The following is a 16,225-nucleotide window of genomic DNA, read 5'->3' as shown; positions in this document are numbered from 1 at the left end:
TTAATACATAGATCATACCAATTGGTATGTTGTTTATTGTTTTAAATCTTTTTTTCAAAAAATTGATGAAATTATAATAATGATTTTTGAAGTACTTGATTAAATAAGCTGCACAGTTACTTTTTAATTTTACATATTTAATTCATTATTTTTTTGCTAATTATAGTATTATTTATGACATTTTGGAATAATCTGAAAATCCCCTTCTTTTTTATTGACAAAGCATTTTTACTATTTTAGTATCTAATTATAGGTCTGGAAAAACCGGATCAAATAACTGATCCGGAATCCAGATAGAAAGAAAGGGGATAAAATATGAGAAATGGAAAAAGAATCATCAGTATCATCACGACCTGCTTTATGGTTACCAGTTTATGTATCATCAGTCCCACACCTGCACATGGTGCTTCAAACGAGTACTATGTTTCGGTAAACGGCAGCGACTCCAATAACGGACAGTCAAAAGACAAGCCTTATAAGACAATTGATAAAGCGCTGGGCAATGCATCAGCAGGCACCACCATTTATTTAATGAACGGCACCTACAAATCATCAGTTACATACAAATTAAGCAAGAGCGGTACCTCCGGCTCGCCCATCAGAATAATGAATTACAGCGGCCACAAACCCGTAGTTGATTTCTCCAGCCAGCCATATGCCGACAGTTCAAGAGGGTTCCAGATTTCAGGAAACTACTGGGTTATATCCGGTCTTACCATACAGAATGCAGGAGATAACGGAATTCATATAAGCGGCGGCAATAACCGGATACTGGACTGCTTCATTACAAAATGCGGTGACACCGGTCTTCAGATGAGTAATGGCGCCTTCAATAATGAGATAACCAGAGTCACCTCTACCTATAACTACGATTCCAAGACTAATGGTGAGAATGCAGATGGTTTTGCTGCTAAATTAAGCATCGGAAGCGGTAACGTATTCAGAAACTGTATCGCACTTAACAACTCTGATGACGGATTTGATTTCTATTCCGCCGGTAATGCAGTTAAATTATACAACTGCGAGGCTTCTTACAATGGAAAAGGCGATGGAAACGGACAAGGGTTTAAAGTAGGGGGAAATTATACCAGCGATAACCATTATCTGGAAGGCTGTATTGCCATTGGCAACAAAAAAAGAGGGTATGACCAGAATAATAACACCGGTTTTATCACCCTCAAAAATTGCACAGGAAAGAATAACAATGTTAATTTCTACTTCCCAAAAGCTCCTAAATCAGGAACTCATAAGTTTTCAGACTGTATCTCAAGCGGTGGTGCCGGCAAAGACGTTATCGTCGGTGCTACAGTAGTCAATTGTTCTTTCAATACAAAATAAATTCAACACGCCGGTCCTCCCATTGATTGGAGAACCGGCATGTTTTTTGTCATGTCAGCTTTTACCGGTCAAGCAGCTTACACAAAACCACTCCTATTACCGTAGAGAACAGCGTTGCTGCGATAGCCGGCCCTACAATCGCCGTCGGATCCGGACTGCCGTACTGGCTTCTGTATGCGATCATATTGACGGGAATCAGCTGGAGTGACGATATATTAATAATCATAAAAGTACACATCTCATTACTGGCTGTTCCTTCCGAAACCGGTTTGTAGGTTTTCTTCCCCTGAGAATAATCCTTTCTCCTGGTCTCCTCCAGATCTTTTAAAGACTCCATGGCTTTCAGCCCGGCAGGCGTAGCCGCCCAGCCCAGCCCCAGAATGTTTGCAATAATATTGGTAGAAATATATTCCAGAGAGGGATGTTTATCAGGAATCTTGGGAAACAGAAAATGAAGCACTGGCCCCATTTTTGAAGACAACCGCTCAATAAGCCCCGACTTTCTTCCAATTTCCATTAGTCCGGTCCAGAAAGACATAATTCCAAGCATGGTAATGCACAGCATAACCGCCTCCTTTGCAGAGGTAATTGCGCCATCAGTTACAGCACTTAAATTACCATGAAGCGCTCCCCAGATGACTCCTGTCAATATCATAAATGCCCAGAGATAATTTAACATCCGTCAATCCACATTTCATTGTTTTCTTTTTATCCTATTCTGCAAAGGCAGAGATTATGAAATGATCTTTTCGTCAAAAAAGGCCGCAGGACATATCTCCTGCAGCCTTCTGTTATTTTCCGAAAACCAGATCCTTCATTACTTCATCAACCGTTTCCATCTTCTCTGCCCGGAAAGCATTGCTTCCGCAAAATACCAGACCTTCTTCGGTTCTTCCTTCTGCCGATGAAATCAGTGCTTTGGTAATGCAGTAGGGTATGGTCTTTTTGTCACATTTCTCCAGACAGTCGTAGCAGTGCTCCAGCCGGAACGGGGTATCAGCTACATGATTTAAAAACGGATTTTTTATTGCTCTTCCCGGCATTCCTACCGGGCTTTTCGTAATGACGATATCTTCCTTTGATGACTGAATGTAGGCATCTTTAAACTCCTGGGGAGCATCACATTCCTCAGTTGTCACAAACCTGGTTGCAACCTGAACACCGTCAGCACCCAGATCAATCTGATGCATTACATCCTCATGGGTGTATATTCCTCCGGCAGTTACTACCGGTATCACTTTATTATACTTTTCCCCATATTCCCGTACAAGACGGATAATACCTCTTATCTCCTCGTCATAATCCGCCTGACGGAAGGTGTGTTCCACATCCTCGGTATCAACGCCCAGTTCCGATAAATCATCTCTGGAAAAGCCCAGGTGTCCGCCGGCTAAGGGTCCTTCCACCACAACCAGATCCGGAGCCTGATGGAATTTGCGGTCCCACATTTTGCAGATAACCATAGCGGACTTCACAGTAGAGACAATTGGGGCAATTTTTGTTTTCAGTTTAATTCCTGCTTCTTCTGCCGCTTCCGCCACATACTCCGGAAGACTTACGGGAAGCCCTGCTCCGGAGATGATTATATCAGCCCCTGCTAATACCGCCTTTTTTACATAGCTTGCATAATTTTTGGTGGCAACCATAATATTAAAGCCAATAATTCCATCAGGAGCGATTTCCCTGGCTTTTTTCATTTCCTCCCCGATAGCACGCAAATTAGCCTCTAAGGGATTCTTAAGGAAATCAGGCTGTTTAAAGCCAATCTGTGCCGTAGAAATGATACCGACTCCTCCTGCTTTTGCAACAGCTCCCGCAAGAGAGGAAAGACTGATTCCGACTCCCATTCCACCCTGAATTACCGGATATTTTGCCACCAGATCTCCTATTACCAATGGTTTTAATGTTCCCATCACATTCTCCTAAATCTATCATATCTTTGATTTGCAAGTTCTTCTTCTGTCATGGTAAGGAAATCGGAAAAGAATTCTATCATGGCCCGGTCCATTTCCTTCGCAATCTCCGGAAGATTTTCTGCACAGGCAGGCTCTTCTTCCGGTATTACCCGCTCAATGAGTCCAAGATCCATTAAGTCCTTTGCGGTGATCTTCATGACTCTGGCTGCATCATTGGCTTTTTTGCTGTCTTTATACAGAATGGAGGCAAAGCCTTCCGGAGAAAGAATGGAATAAATGGAGTTTTCCATCATCCAGACTTCATTGCCCACTGCCATGGCAAGAGCTCCTCCGCTTCCGCCCTCTCCGATCACAATGGAAAGAACCGGTACTGTTAAGTCTGCCATTTCAAATAAGTTTCTGGCAATGGCTTCTCCCTGTCCCCGCTCCTCTGCCTCGAGACCGCAGAACGCGCCAGGCGTATCCACAAAGCAGATGACCGGACGTTTGAAACTCTCCGCCTGCTTCATCAGCCTTAAGGCTTTTCTATATCCTTCCGGTGACGGCATACCAAAATTCCGCCTGATGTTATCCTTTGTATTCTTACCCTTTTCCTGACCGATTACTGTAACAGGCATCCCGTGAAAGGATGCAATTCCGCCTATAATCGCTCCGTCATCTTTAAAATAACGGTCTCCGGCAAACTCCATAAAATCATCAAAGAGCTGATGAATATAATCGGAGGCTACAGGACGGTCAGCACTTCTTGACAGTTGTACAGTATCCCAGGGGCTTCGTTTATTCTTCTTAAACCAGAACCCGTTCTTTTTTCCACAGATGCTTTCATCTGTTTCCTGGTTATCCACACAAAAGCTTTCCTTATTGTGGGGATTGTGGAGTTTTAAGACAGCAGTTAATGTATCCTTCATCTCTTCTCTTGGAACGATCTTATCAACAAAGCCATGTTCCAGTAAAAATTCTGCCCTCTGGAAACCTTCCGGCAGTTTCTGACCAATCGTCTGCTCAATAACCCGGGGACCTGCAAAACCAATTAAAGCTCCCGGCTCTGCAAGAATGATATCTCCAAGCATTGCAAAGCTTGCAGTGACACCGCCCGTTGTGGGATCTGTAAGAACACTAACATAAAGCTGCCCGGCTTTATGGTGGCGCTTTAATGCTGCCGAAGTTTTTGCCATCTGCATTAAGGACACGATTCCCTCCTGCATTCTGGCTCCGCCGGAACAGGCAAATAAAATAACAGGAAGCTTTTCTTCCGTCGCACGCTCCACAGCTCTGGCAATCTTTTCTCCTACTGCATGCCCCATGCTGCTCATAATAAAGCCTGCATCACAGACACCAAGTACCGCTTTCTGACCGTTAATTTCACAGACACCGGTTACAATTGCCTCTGAAAGTCCTGTCTTTTCTCTGGCTGCCGCAATCTTTTTTTCATATCCGGGGAAATCAAGAGGATTCTCAAATTCAATCTCCTTATCCCACTCTTCAAAGGTTCCCGCATCTGCCGTCATTTCGATTCTCTGAAAGGCGTGAACCCTGAAATATCCCTTGCACTTCGGACATACGTAATGACTGTTCCTTACGTCCTCCGCATAGATTGGCTGACAGCATTTGTTGCACTTCTTCCAAAGTCCTTCCGGAATATTGGGTTCCCCGGTTTTCTCCACCGTCCTGTATTTGCTGTCAATCAGGGTATAAGTTTTCTTAAACATGTCTCTTAACATAAGATCTGCTCCTCTCCCTGTTTACCGGACATAATCCGGGAAGAATTTAGGAATAAAGTCTGTATCTATATCACCGTCACGATATGCTTCATGGCTCAAGATATCAAACTGAAAATCAACATTGGTTTCTATTCCTTCGATAATCAGTTCCCCAAGGGCGCTTCTCATCTTTGCAATCGCTTCCGTTCGGTCTTTCCCATGAACCACCAGCTTCATCAGCATGGAGTCATAATTTGCCGGAACCTTATAATCGTTGTAAATATGAGTATCAATTCGTACTCCGTTACCTCCCGGCACGTGAACGTTTTTAATAAGACCTGGACATGGCATGAAATTTTTCGCCGGATTTTCGGCATTAATTCTGCATTCAATGGCATGACCCGCGATTTTAACATCATCCTGTGCCACACTCAGCGGTTCTCCTGCTGCAATCCGGATCTGTTCCTTTATCAGATCCAGGCCGGTTACCATCTCCGTAACCGGATGCTCCACCTGAATCCTTGTATTCATTTCCATAAAATAGAAATTCTTATCTTTATCCAGCAAAAATTCAATGGTTCCTGCATTTACATAACCAACGGCCTTAGCAGCACGGACTGCAACCTCTCCCATCTGGTGGCGCAGTTCTTCTGATATTGCTGCAGAAGGGGATTCCTCCAGAACCTTCTGGTGCCGTCTCTGGATGGAACAGTCACGTTCTCCCAGATGGATCACATTGCCCATCTGATCTGCGAGTATCTGAAACTCAATGTGTCTGGGTTTTTCAATGTATTTCTCAATGTACATGGTATCATCGGAAAATCCTTTTACCGATTCCATCTGGGCATTCTTAAAATTGGAATCAAAATCATCCAGACTTCTTGAAATACGCATTCCTTTACCGCCGCCTCCTGATGAGGCCTTGATCATAACAGGAAATCCGATCCGCTCTGCCATTTCCCTGGCTTCTTCTACATGGTGAACGGCTTCTTTCCCGCCCGGCACTACCGGAACTCCTGCTTCCATCATGGTTTTTCTGGCTTCTGATTTATTTCCCATTTTATTGATGATTCCGGCGTCAGGTCCGATAAAGGTGATGCTGCATTTTTCACAGAGTTCTGCAAACCTTGCATTCTCAGAAAGAAATCCAAACCCAGGATGAATTGCATCCGCTTTCATGGCAACGGTGGCTGTAAGGATCCGTTCCATATTTAAATAACTCTGAGTCGACGGTGCAGGACCGATGCAGATGGCTTCATCCGCCAGAAGGGTATGAAGGCTTTCCCGGTCCGCTTCCGAATATACGGCAACCGTTTTAATCCCCATTTCCCTGCATGCTCTTATGATTCTTACCGCAATTTCACCGCGGTTGGCAATTAAAATCTTATCAAACATCGATCTCCACCTATCCAATCATAAATGTCAGTTCTGCGCTGGCAGCGATTTTGCCATCTACGGTGGCAACCGCTTTCCCAACTCCTACCGGACCCTTTCTTTTTATAATTTCACATTCCAGTTTTAACTTGCTTCCTGGAATTACCTTCTTTTTAAATTTAGCCTTATCAATGCCTCCGAAATAAGCGATCTTTCCCTTATTCTCTTCCATGCTTAATATTGCAGCCGCCCCAACCTGAGCCAGAGCCTCAATGATTAAAACACCCGGCATAACCGGTTCCTCAGGAAAATGTCCCCGGAAGAAGGATTCATCATAAGTGACACATTTATACCCGACAGCCCTTACCCCGGGCTCCAGCTCTTCAATACAGTCTACCAGCAAAAACGGGTGTCTGTGAGGAATAATTTCCTGAATTTCTTTTATACCTAACATCATGCTCTCTCCTTATTTTAAAAGAGAGGTCCGACCCTGGACCTCTCTTAGATTTTACAATAACCTACCGGATACGGAACAGAGGCTGACCGTATTCCACCACATCTTCATTTCCAACCAGAACGGCTTCTACCACACCATCGTATTCACATTCAATCTCATTCATCAGCTTCATGGCTTCGATGATACCAAGTGTCTGCCCCTTCTTAACGGTATCTCCTGCCTTAACAAACGGCATACTGTCCGGTGAAGAAGAATTGTAAAAGGTTCCTACCAGAGGAGATGATACAATCTTATCGGTAGAGAGCGCTTCCGCCTTCACAGTGTCCGCTCCCTCCTCCATTACCGGTGCTTTCGTTTCCTGTCCGGCATATGCAGGCATTTCCAGACTTCTCTGAACATAATCCCCTTCTGTGGCAATAACCATCTGCTTTTCTTTCTTAATGGATAACTTAAAGTCTCCATCTTCCAGCTTAAAACCGGTGAGGCCCTGTTCTGAAACGGCCTGCATCAGTCTGATCACATCATTTATTTCCATTATGACTGCCTCCTACTGTTCAAACTTCTTTACAAGAATGCTGGCATTATGACCACCAAAGCCCAGGGAATTGCTGATGGCATAAGTCACATCACAGGAAACTCCCTCACCCTTTGTATAGTTTAAATCACAGCCTTCTCCTTCTTCTACCAGACCGGCAGTGGCATGAACAAATCCATCCTGTATGGTTTTTACACAGGCAATGAATTCCACGCCCCCGGCCGCGCCGAGAAGGTGTCCGACCATGGATTTTGTAGAATTGATTTTAACCTTTTCTGCATGATCGCCTAAAGCAGTTTTGATCGCCATGGTTTCAAATAAGTCGTTGTGATGCGTGCTGGTTCCATGAGCATTGACATAGTCCAGTTCTCTGGCTGTAATACCGGCATCTTTTATAGCCTCTGTCATCGCTCTTGCAGCACCGCTTCCGTCCTCAGCAGGAGAGGTAATATGGTATGCATCACAGGTTGACCCGTAGCCAACTACTTCCCCGTAGATAACGGCATTTCTGGAAAGCGCATGTTCCAGTTCTTCTAATACAACAACGCCTGCACCTTCCCCCATAACAAAGCCGCTTCTGTCCTTATCAAATGGGATGGAAGCACGGAGCGGATCATCTGAAGTAGTAAGTGCAGTAAGAGCCGAAAATCCGGCTACACCGATCGGCGTAACGCTGGCTTCCGCACCTCCTGCCACCATCACATCCGCTTCCCCATACTGGATGGACCGGAACGCCTCTCCTATGGAATGGGTTCCCGTGGCACAGGCCGTAACCACATTGATGCACTTGCCCTTTAATCCGAACTGAATCCCCACATTTCCCGCTGCCATGTTGGATATCATCAAGGGAACCAAAAGAGGATTGACTCTGCCCGGACCTTTCTCCAAAAGCTTTTTATGTTCCCGCTCTACGGCCTGCAGGCTTCCAATCCCGGAACCCACACTAACGCCCACGCGATAAGGATCTTCTTTTTCCATATCTATTCCTGACATTTCAAGAGCTTCCTTTGTAGCTGCAACCGCAAACTGCGCAAAACGCTCCATGCGCTTGGCTGCTTTTATATCCATGTAATTCTTAGGATCGAAATCCTTTACCTCTGCAGCCAGTGTCGCCTTAAAATCCGTTGTATCAAACTGTGTAATGGGTGCGATTCCCACCTTTTTTTCTTTCAGTCCATTCCAGAAACTTTCTACATCATTTCCAATAGGAGTTATTGCTCCCATACCGGTTACTACCACTCTTCTATTCATACCGTTATTCTCCTTTTTACATAGCCATTCCGCCATCCACACTGATGACCTGCCCTGTGATATAACCAGCCTGGTCTGATGCAAGAAATACAGCCGCATCCGCAACATCTTCCGGCGTTCCAAAACGTTTCATTGGGATCTGGTCTAAAGAGGCTTCCTTAACAGAATCAGACAGCACATCCGTCATATCTGTCTGTATATAGCCGGGTGCTATGGCATTTACTGTTATTCCTCTGGTTGCAGCTTCTCTTGCAAATGATTTCGTCATGCCGATAACTCCAGCCTTAGCTGCGCAGTAATTGGCCTGACCTGCATTCCCAAGAATTCCTGAAACAGAAGAGATGTTGATGATTCTTCCGCCCTTCTGCTTAATCATCTGACGGGAAACATGTTTCATACAGTTAAATACCCCTTTTAAGTTCGTACTGATAACTGCATCAAACTCATCCTCCGACATTTTCATAAGAAGATTATCTCTGGTAATGCCTGCGTTATTTACAAGAATATCAAGCTTTCCGTATTTCTTTATTACTCCGTCAAGAAAAGCACCTGAAGCTTCATAATCCGATACATTGCAGGCAATTGCTTCTGCTTTACCACCATTTTCTTCAATCTCTTTTACTACCTGAAGTGCTTTTTCTTCCGAACCATTATAATTGACAATTACAGTGGCTCCTTCCAGTCCCAGCCTTAATGCGACTGCTCTTCCGATTCCTCTGCTGGCACCAGTAACCACCGCTATTTTTCCATCTAACATATCTGTCACCTCCCCGTTAAATTCCTGCTAATTTATCCAAATCTTCCAGTTTTTCTATATTAAAGACTTTTGCATCTCTCGTTATCTTCTTAATAAACCCTGCAAGGGTTTTTCCAGGTCCGATTTCTATAAACGTATCCACTCCGTCCTTGATCATGGTTTCCACACTCTGCTGGAAACGTACGGAAGAAGATACCTGTCGGATTAATAAAGGCTTTACCTCATCTGCCTCTGTTACATAAGCGGCTGTTACATTTGCCACATAAGGGATCACAGGCTTATGAATTTCTATGTTCTCAAGGACGATTCCCAGTTTTTCACCGGCACCAGTCAGCATCGCGGAATGGAAAGGTCCACTGACATTTAAGCCAATGACTCTCTTCGCTCCTGCTGCCAGAAGCTTCTCACCGGCTTCCTCAACCGCTTCTTTCTTTCCTGATATAACAATCTGCCCCGGGCAGTTATAATTTGCGATCTGAACTCCTTCAATCCGGCTTAAAACCTCTTCGATTTCAGCAGCATCCAGAGAAAGAACGGCCGACATCGCTCCCAATCCCGCAGGAACAGCTTCCTGCATAAGGATTCCTCTCTGTCTGACTGTTAAAATAGCATCCGGATCACTCATCACACCTGCTGCTGCAAGCGCGCAATATTCTCCCAGGCTTAAACCAGCCGTCACATCCGGTCTGATCCCTGTTTTTTCTTCCAGCACCCTCATCATGGCGATCCCTGTCGTCACCATGGCTGCCTGCGTATATTCTGTAATGTCCAGACGGTCATTCTTCTCAAAGCAGAGTTCCGGCAGGGAAAAACCAAGAAGTCCGGAAGCCATATCATAGATTTCTTTTCCAATTGCTGTCTGCTCATAAAAATCCTGGCCCATTCCGCAGTACTGCGCGCCCTGGCCTGGGAAAATAAATGCGATCTTGCTCATAGTCATAAACTCCTCTTTAACGGCCAAGAAGCTTCCCGGCCTGTTCCATCATTTCTTCAATCATCTCTTTACAGGTCTGTTCCTTGCTTATCATACCTGCAATCTGTCCGGCCATAACCGTACCGTTAATAACATCTCCCTCTAAAACAGCTTTCCGAAGAGTTCCAAGGGTTAGATACTCCAGTTCTTCAAAGGATTTTCCTTCTTCCTCCAGCTTCACATACTCTCTGGTCATCTGGTTTCTTAAAGATCTCACCGGATGTCCGTGTGTACGTCCTGTAACTGCGGAATCAATATCCTTTGCTTTTATAATTCTCTGTTTATAATTGTCATGTACAATGGATTCTTTGGAGACCACAAATCTGGTTCCGATCTGGACAGCCTCAGCACCCAGCATAAATGCTGCTGCGATTCCTCTGCCGTCACCAATTCCGCCCGCTGCTATAACAGGAATGGAAACCGCATCTGCTACCTGGGGAACTAACGTCATGGTAGTCTGCTCACCAATGTGTCCTCCGGATTCACAGCCCTCTGCAACAACTGCATCAGCGCCATAACGCTCCATTCTCTTTGCAAGTGCTACGGAAGCGACAACTGGAATTACTTTAATCCCTGCAGCCTTCCACATCTCCATGTATTTTTCCGGATTACCGGCACCAGTGGTTACCACCTTAATGCCTTCCTCTACAATAACCTTTGCCACATCTTCAGCATGAGGGCTCAAAAGCATGACATTAACACCAATTGGTTTATTAGTCAGCTTCTTTGCTTTGCGGATTTCATCACGCACCACTTCACCCGGTGCATTGGCTCCGCCGATCAATCCCAGACCACCAGCTTCCGATACAGCTGCTGCAAGATGGTGCTCCGCAACCCATGCCATACCGCCCTGTATGATGGGATATTCAATTCCCAAAAGTTGGGTGATTCTGGTATTCATTACGCTTCCACGCCCTTTGCTTTTAAATAGTCCATAACCTGCTGAACTGTTGTTAATTTCTCCAAATCCTCAGAGGGAATCTCAACTGAGTACTCATCTTCAAGAGCCATAACCAGTTCGAATAAATCAAGGGAATCTGCTCCTAAGTCCTCTTTAAAAGAGGATTCCGGCTTAATGATTCCAGCCTCCACATTTAACTGCTCTGCGATAATTTCCTGCATTTTTTCTAACATCTTCTAATCTCCTTTTGCTTCATCGTATTCAATTTATATGCTAGTACTTTGTTTACCAAAGTATTAGTCCTATTATTTACCACTCCATAAGAGTGGCTCCCCAGGTAAGTCCTGCCCCAAATCCGGCAAGTACAATCTTATCCCCCTGCTGCAGCTTTCCAGTCTTGTTCAGTTCATCTAATAAAAGAGGTACCGATGCTCCCGACGTATTTCCATAACGCTCTAAATTGGTAGGAAACTTCTCCATTGGCACCTTTAATCTCTTTGCAATCGATTCAAAGATCCGGTAATTGGCCTGATGCAGGATAAAATACTTAATTTCACTTAAATCCGTTCCGCTCTCGGAAAGCACCTCTAAGATTGCCTCCGGTACCGTTTTTACTGCAAACCGGAATACTTCCTGTCCATCCATGGTCATGTAGCCAGTTTCCGGTTTGTTACCAGTGAGAAAATTGCCTGTTGTCCGTGATACACATTCCAGTGCATTTCCCCTTGTGCCATCGGCACCCATGGTCATATAAAGTTTTCCCTTATCCTCTGCCCGTACTACTGCCGCTCCTGCACCATCTCCAAAAAGTACGCAGGTGCCTCTGTCCGTCCAGTCAATCAGCTTGCTTAACGTATCCGCACCGATTATCAGACCTGTTTTATAGATTCCCGCCTGAAAAAAAGCGGAAATTGTATGAAAGCCATAGATAAAGCCGGAACATGCAGCACTTAAATCAAAAGCAATTGCTCCATGTGCACCAATAGCGGCCTGTACTTCACAGGCTCCGCTGGGAAAACAGCGGTCTGGAGAAGAAGTGGCCAAAACTATAATGTCCAGTTCATCAGCCGATATACCGGAATCCTTTAACGCAGCCATTGCTGCTTTTATAGCAAGATCCGTGGTGCCGGACTCAGACTCAGCGATCCGTCGTTCTCTGATTCCCGTCCTTGACTGGATCCATTCATCACTGGTATCCACAATTTTTGCCAGATCATCATTGGTGACCACACGGTCCGGAACTGCCGAACCTGTTCCAATAATTTTTGTTGTCATAAATTTCCCCCATTCATGCTTCTGTTCCATTCCGGTATCTTCCGGCCTGGAATGAAATCATGCCTCGTTGGATTGTTTTATATCTCAAATATTTTGAATCTCAAAATAATATTATTAAAATAAACGCCTGTTGTCAAGATATTTTTTATATTTCCCGGTTCAGCAGATACTGATAAACCTCTCTCTTGCTGATTCCACGGTCTTTTGCAACCATACGCATAGCTTCTTTTTTATCCATTCCCTGGCTTTCATAACGTTCCATATGTTCTTCCATGGAAAGCTCTTCAAATGCCTTTGTCTGCTCCATTCGGATCTCTTCAAAGCTCCTGCCTTCCACTACTATGACACATTCCCCTTTTGGATCCTCTGTCCGGTAAGTATTTAATGCCTGGGTAAAAGTTGTGCAGAATGCGGTCTCATACCGCTTTGTCAGTTCCCTGCAAATGGTAATTCTACGCTCCCCTAATGCCTCATAAAGTTCTTCCAAAGTCTTAACAAGTCGATGAGGTGCCTCATAGAGAATCATGGTTCTTGTCTCATCCTTCAGTTCATTTAAAATCCACTGCTTCTCCTTTTTGTCTGATGGAAGGAAGGCTTCAAAACAAAACCTTCTGGTTCCCAGTCCGGAAAGGGTGAGCGCGGTAATACAGGCCGCTGGTCCGGGCAGGGAGGTCACTTCCACCCCTGCCTCATAACACTGTTTTACCAGTTCTTCTCCCGGATCCGAGATCCCCGGAGTTCCTGCATCAGTAATCAGAGCCACCATAACTCCCTGTTTCATCTGTTCCACCAGATAAACTGCCTTTTCTACCTTATTGTACTCGTGGTAGCTGGTCATCGGTGTTTTAATATCAAAATGATTCAGAAGCTTGATGCTGTGGCGGGTATCCTCTGCTGCAATCAAATCCACTTCCTTCAGCGTGTTTAAAACCCGGAGGGTAATGTCATCAAGATTACCGATGGGAGTGGCGCATAAATATAATTTACCTTTTTTCTCGTCCATTTTCCTGCTCCCGTTAAAATTCCTTTATTCTTATAATGATTTAAGGTCAGTACCCGTAAATGGTATAAATCTCATCCGTATACACTCCCGGTTCCTTATAAACAATGACCGGAGCCTCCACCTTAATCATGGATCTCCCGCCCCTCACAGCTTCAATAAGAACCATATTGGCCTCTTTATCAGCAAAAGGATGAACCATTTTCATTCGTTTGGGTTCCAATCCCACAAGTTTCAATGCTGTTATAATTTCAATCAGCCTGTGAGGCCTGTGAACCAGATAAAAACGCCCTCCCGGCCGAAGAAGCCTGGCAGCTTCCCTGGTCACATCCTCTAACGTACACAGCACCTCGTGGCGGGATATGGCCTTTGGCAGATCCGGATTTTTCAAGCCATGGGAATCATTCATGTAAGGAGGATTGGATGTCACTACATCAAAAGAAGCCGCACCAAACAAACGGCTGGCTTCCTTTATATCTCCTCTGACAATGGTTATTTTATCCTCCAGATGATTCAGTGCCACGCTTCTTGCTGCCATATCGGCCACATCTTCCTGGATCTCAAGCCCGGTATAATGAATCCCCTCATTCTTAGCTTCCAAAAGAATAGGAATTATTCCCGTTCCGGTTCCAAGATCAACTGCCTTTTCCCCGGGCTTCACTTTCGCGAAGCCGGAAAGCAGAACGGCATCCATTCCAAAGCAGAAACCGTCCCGGTTTTGTATGATCTGATAACCGTTCCGCTGAAGGTCATCAATCCGCTCATTGTCTTTAAGCTTAATTGTCATCTAACTTGGATTTTCCCTCTTTCTTTTCCAGTGCTTCCAAAGCCTTTAACTCCTCATCCGTCACCTGAGTTTTCTCTCTGCGGCGTCTCGGCTTAAACCTTAACTGTTCGACTTTGTATTCTCTGATTTCCTTTTCGTCCTTAATCGTAACCACGACCTTAACTAACTGTCTGAGAACACTGACTGAGTGAACCTCTCCCTTTAATCCGTCATCAGTGGTCACAAAATCACCCACACCCGGAAGCTTGCTGTTAAGCTCCTCGTAGGTTTCTTCCTCATTCTTTAAGCAGCACATAAGCCTTCCGCACACACCGGAGATCTTGGTGGGGTTTAAAGAAAGATTCTGTTCCTTTGCCATCTTAATAGAAACCGGTATAAACTCAGAAAGATAAGAGTGGCAGCACAGCGTTCTTCCGCAGATACCCACACCTCCCACAATCTTAGTCTCATCCCTGACGCCAACCTGGCGCAGCTCAATCCTGGTTTTAAAAACAGAAGCCAGATCCTTAACCAGCTCTCTGAAATCAATTCTTCCATCTGCTGTAAAATAAAACAGCACTTTATTATTATCAAAGGTATATTCCGCATCAATCAGCTTCATTAAAAGACCGTGTTTTTTAATCTTTTCCCTGCAGATCTTAAATGCTTCCTTTTCCTTTTCGTGGTTCTTTTTCTCCACTTCATCATCTGCCCTGGTAGCCATACGGATCACTGATTTTAAAGGCTGTACCACCTTCTCATCTTCCACCTCACGGGCTCCAAGAACAACGTAACCATACTCAATCCCTCTTGCTGTCTCTACTATTACATGATCTCCAGCCTTTACCTCCAGATTTACAGGATCAAAGTAATAGATCTTCCCTGCATTCCGGAATCTGACGCCAATAACTTTTATCATCAATTAATTCTCCTTCATAACAAGCAGCATAAGCTCCATCGCCAGTTCCATATTTACATTGGCATTTAAACGGACCCTTGCCTTATCTATGGCCTGCAGAATCAGCTCGATTCCCTCATAAGAGCTGGCAGCGCTCATCTCCTTCATTGTATTAAATTCTTCTTTAAAAACAAGAAGATTGATATCCTGTGTTACTTTAAACATTAAAACATCCCGATACCACACCTGCATAAAATCAAGGCTGTCAGATAAATCCGGATCCTGTTCCTTCAGCTTCCTGGTATAATTTAAGAGTTCAATGATATCCATATCTTTTAAATGCTTCAGCATATGGATTAACTCCGTATACAGCGCCTGAAATTCTTCTGACGCAGCAAGATGAATGGCACGTCCTAAATTACCCCTGGCAAATGCCCCGTATACTTCCGCCCTGCTCTCACTGATACCCAGCGATCCTGTCAGATAGGACGTTACAACGCTGTCCTTTAACGGCTTTAACTTTAACTGCACGCATCTGGATAGAATTGTAGGCAAAAATGCCTCCTGGTTGGTAGTAAGAAGCATAATAACTGCATAGGAGGGCGGTTCCTCTATGGTCTTTAGCAGGGCATTCTGGGCCTGAACCGTCATCTTTTCCGCCTCATCAACAATATAAATTTTATAATAGCTGCTGTAAGGCCGTATCATAATTGTATCCTGTATCTGACTTCGGATGTCATCTACTCCGATACCGGCTGTTTTTTCATGTGTGACAAAAATAAGATCGGGATGATTTCCGCTCATGACCTGCTTGCAGGCATGACACTGCATACACGGCTCACTGGTCCCTTTTTCACACAGCAAAGTCATGGCAAATGCGTTAGCCAGAGATTTTCTTCCCATTCCCGCTTCTCCAGTGAGAATATATGCATGGGATACATGATTTGATTCAATCGCCTTCTGTAAATGTTCCTTGATTCTCTCATGACCGATAATATCGTGGAAACCTGGCATAGAGACACCTCCCTATCGCTGTTGTATGACCCGTTTTCTTAAAAACCAGCCAGTATCATTATAGCATAGA

General features: G+C 44.6%; 17 protein-coding genes. 1 reads left to right on the top strand and 16 read right to left on the bottom strand.

The window, feature by feature from the left end; translation table 11 throughout:
• Window positions 1-315: 315 nt before the first annotated feature.
• Entirely contained in the window at window positions 316-1,338 is a 1,023-nt protein-coding gene (locus DS742_RS27015; protein ID WP_117420008.1) for a right-handed parallel beta-helix repeat-containing protein, read from the top strand.
• Between the two features lie 61 nt (window positions 1,339-1,399).
• Here DS742_RS27015 and DS742_RS27010 read toward each other — a convergent pair whose 3' ends face one another.
• The 16 genes from DS742_RS27010 to holB all read right to left on the bottom strand — a co-directional run bounded on the left by DS742_RS27010 (window position 1,400) and on the right by holB (window position 16,155).
• Complete coding sequence (locus DS742_RS27010; RefSeq protein ID WP_117420007.1) at window positions 1,400-2,017, bottom strand: nucleoside recognition domain-containing protein; 618 nt, start codon at window positions 2,015-2,017, stop codon at window positions 1,400-1,402.
• A gap of 112 nt (window positions 2,018-2,129) precedes the next feature.
• The gene (locus DS742_RS27005; protein ID WP_117420006.1) at window positions 2,130-3,251 is read right to left on the bottom strand and encodes an NAD(P)H-dependent flavin oxidoreductase; all 1,122 of its coding nucleotides are present in this window, start codon (window positions 3,249-3,251) and stop codon (window positions 2,130-2,132) included.
• A complete protein-coding gene (locus tag DS742_RS27000) occupies window positions 3,251-4,975 on the bottom strand; it encodes an acetyl-CoA carboxylase carboxyltransferase subunit alpha (RefSeq protein WP_117420005.1) in 1,725 nt (574 codons plus the stop codon). Before DS742_RS27000 ends, DS742_RS27005 begins: the two co-directional genes overlap by 1 nt.
• Window positions 4,976-4,996: 21 nt before the next feature.
• Window positions 4,997-6,349, bottom strand: a complete 1,353-nt coding sequence (locus DS742_RS26995; RefSeq protein WP_117420004.1) for an acetyl-CoA carboxylase biotin carboxylase subunit — start codon at window positions 6,347-6,349, stop codon at window positions 4,997-4,999.
• Window positions 6,350-6,359: 10 nt separating this feature from the next.
• Complete coding sequence (gene fabZ / locus DS742_RS26990) at window positions 6,360-6,785, bottom strand: 3-hydroxyacyl-ACP dehydratase FabZ (protein WP_170313614.1); 426 nt, start codon at window positions 6,783-6,785, stop codon at window positions 6,360-6,362.
• Window positions 6,786-6,846: 61 nt separating this feature from the next.
• On the bottom strand, window positions 6,847-7,320 hold the full coding sequence (accB, locus tag DS742_RS26985; RefSeq protein WP_117420002.1) for an acetyl-CoA carboxylase biotin carboxyl carrier protein: 474 nt from the start codon (window positions 7,318-7,320) through the stop codon (window positions 6,847-6,849).
• A 12-nt stretch (window positions 7,321-7,332) separates the two neighbouring features.
• Entirely contained in the window at window positions 7,333-8,571 is a 1,239-nt protein-coding gene (gene fabF, locus DS742_RS26980; protein ID WP_117420001.1) for a beta-ketoacyl-ACP synthase II, read from the bottom strand.
• 16 nt (window positions 8,572-8,587) lie between these two features.
• Window positions 8,588-9,328, bottom strand: a complete 741-nt coding sequence (fabG, locus tag DS742_RS26975) for a 3-oxoacyl-[acyl-carrier-protein] reductase (RefSeq protein ID WP_117420000.1) — start codon at window positions 9,326-9,328, stop codon at window positions 8,588-8,590.
• Window positions 9,329-9,344: 16 nt separating this feature from the next.
• Window positions 9,345-10,262 carry an ACP S-malonyltransferase gene (gene fabD, locus DS742_RS26970; RefSeq protein ID WP_117419999.1) on the bottom strand — a complete coding sequence of 306 codons (918 nt, stop codon included), beginning with the start codon at window positions 10,260-10,262 and terminating at the stop codon, window positions 9,345-9,347.
• 16 nt (window positions 10,263-10,278) lie between these two features.
• A complete protein-coding gene (gene fabK, locus DS742_RS26965) occupies window positions 10,279-11,202 on the bottom strand; it encodes an enoyl-[acyl-carrier-protein] reductase FabK (RefSeq protein WP_117419998.1) in 924 nt (307 codons plus the stop codon).
• Window positions 11,202-11,435 carry an acyl carrier protein gene (gene acpP / locus DS742_RS26960; protein ID WP_117419997.1) on the bottom strand — a complete coding sequence of 78 codons (234 nt, stop codon included), beginning with the start codon at window positions 11,433-11,435 and terminating at the stop codon, window positions 11,202-11,204. Before acpP ends, fabK begins: the two co-directional genes overlap by 1 nt.
• A 76-nt stretch (window positions 11,436-11,511) precedes the next feature.
• A complete protein-coding gene (locus DS742_RS26955; RefSeq protein WP_117420010.1) occupies window positions 11,512-12,477 on the bottom strand; it encodes a beta-ketoacyl-ACP synthase III in 966 nt (321 codons plus the stop codon).
• 145 nt (window positions 12,478-12,622) lie between these two features.
• A complete protein-coding gene (rsmI, locus tag DS742_RS26950; protein ID WP_117419996.1) occupies window positions 12,623-13,480 on the bottom strand; it encodes a 16S rRNA (cytidine(1402)-2'-O)-methyltransferase in 858 nt (285 codons plus the stop codon).
• A gap of 46 nt (window positions 13,481-13,526) precedes the next feature.
• Window positions 13,527-14,264, bottom strand: a complete 738-nt coding sequence (locus tag DS742_RS26945; protein ID WP_117419995.1) for a tRNA1(Val) (adenine(37)-N6)-methyltransferase — start codon at window positions 14,262-14,264, stop codon at window positions 13,527-13,529.
• The gene (locus tag DS742_RS26940) at window positions 14,254-15,162 is read right to left on the bottom strand and encodes a PSP1 domain-containing protein (RefSeq protein WP_117419994.1); all 909 of its coding nucleotides are present in this window, start codon (window positions 15,160-15,162) and stop codon (window positions 14,254-14,256) included. Before DS742_RS26940 ends, DS742_RS26945 begins: the two co-directional genes overlap by 11 nt.
• Window positions 15,163-15,165: 3 nt before the next feature.
• Window positions 15,166-16,155 (bottom strand): DNA polymerase III subunit delta', encoded by a 990-nt coding sequence (holB, locus tag DS742_RS26935; protein ID WP_117419993.1) that lies wholly within the window; start codon window positions 16,153-16,155, stop codon window positions 15,166-15,168.
• Between the last annotated feature and the right edge of the window lie 70 nt (window positions 16,156-16,225).

Source organism: Lacrimispora amygdalina, assembly GCF_003432035.1.
Lineage (GTDB): Bacteria > Bacillota > Clostridia > Lachnospirales > Lachnospiraceae > Lacrimispora > Lacrimispora amygdalina.
This window is presented reverse-complemented; position numbering and strand designations above follow the sequence as displayed.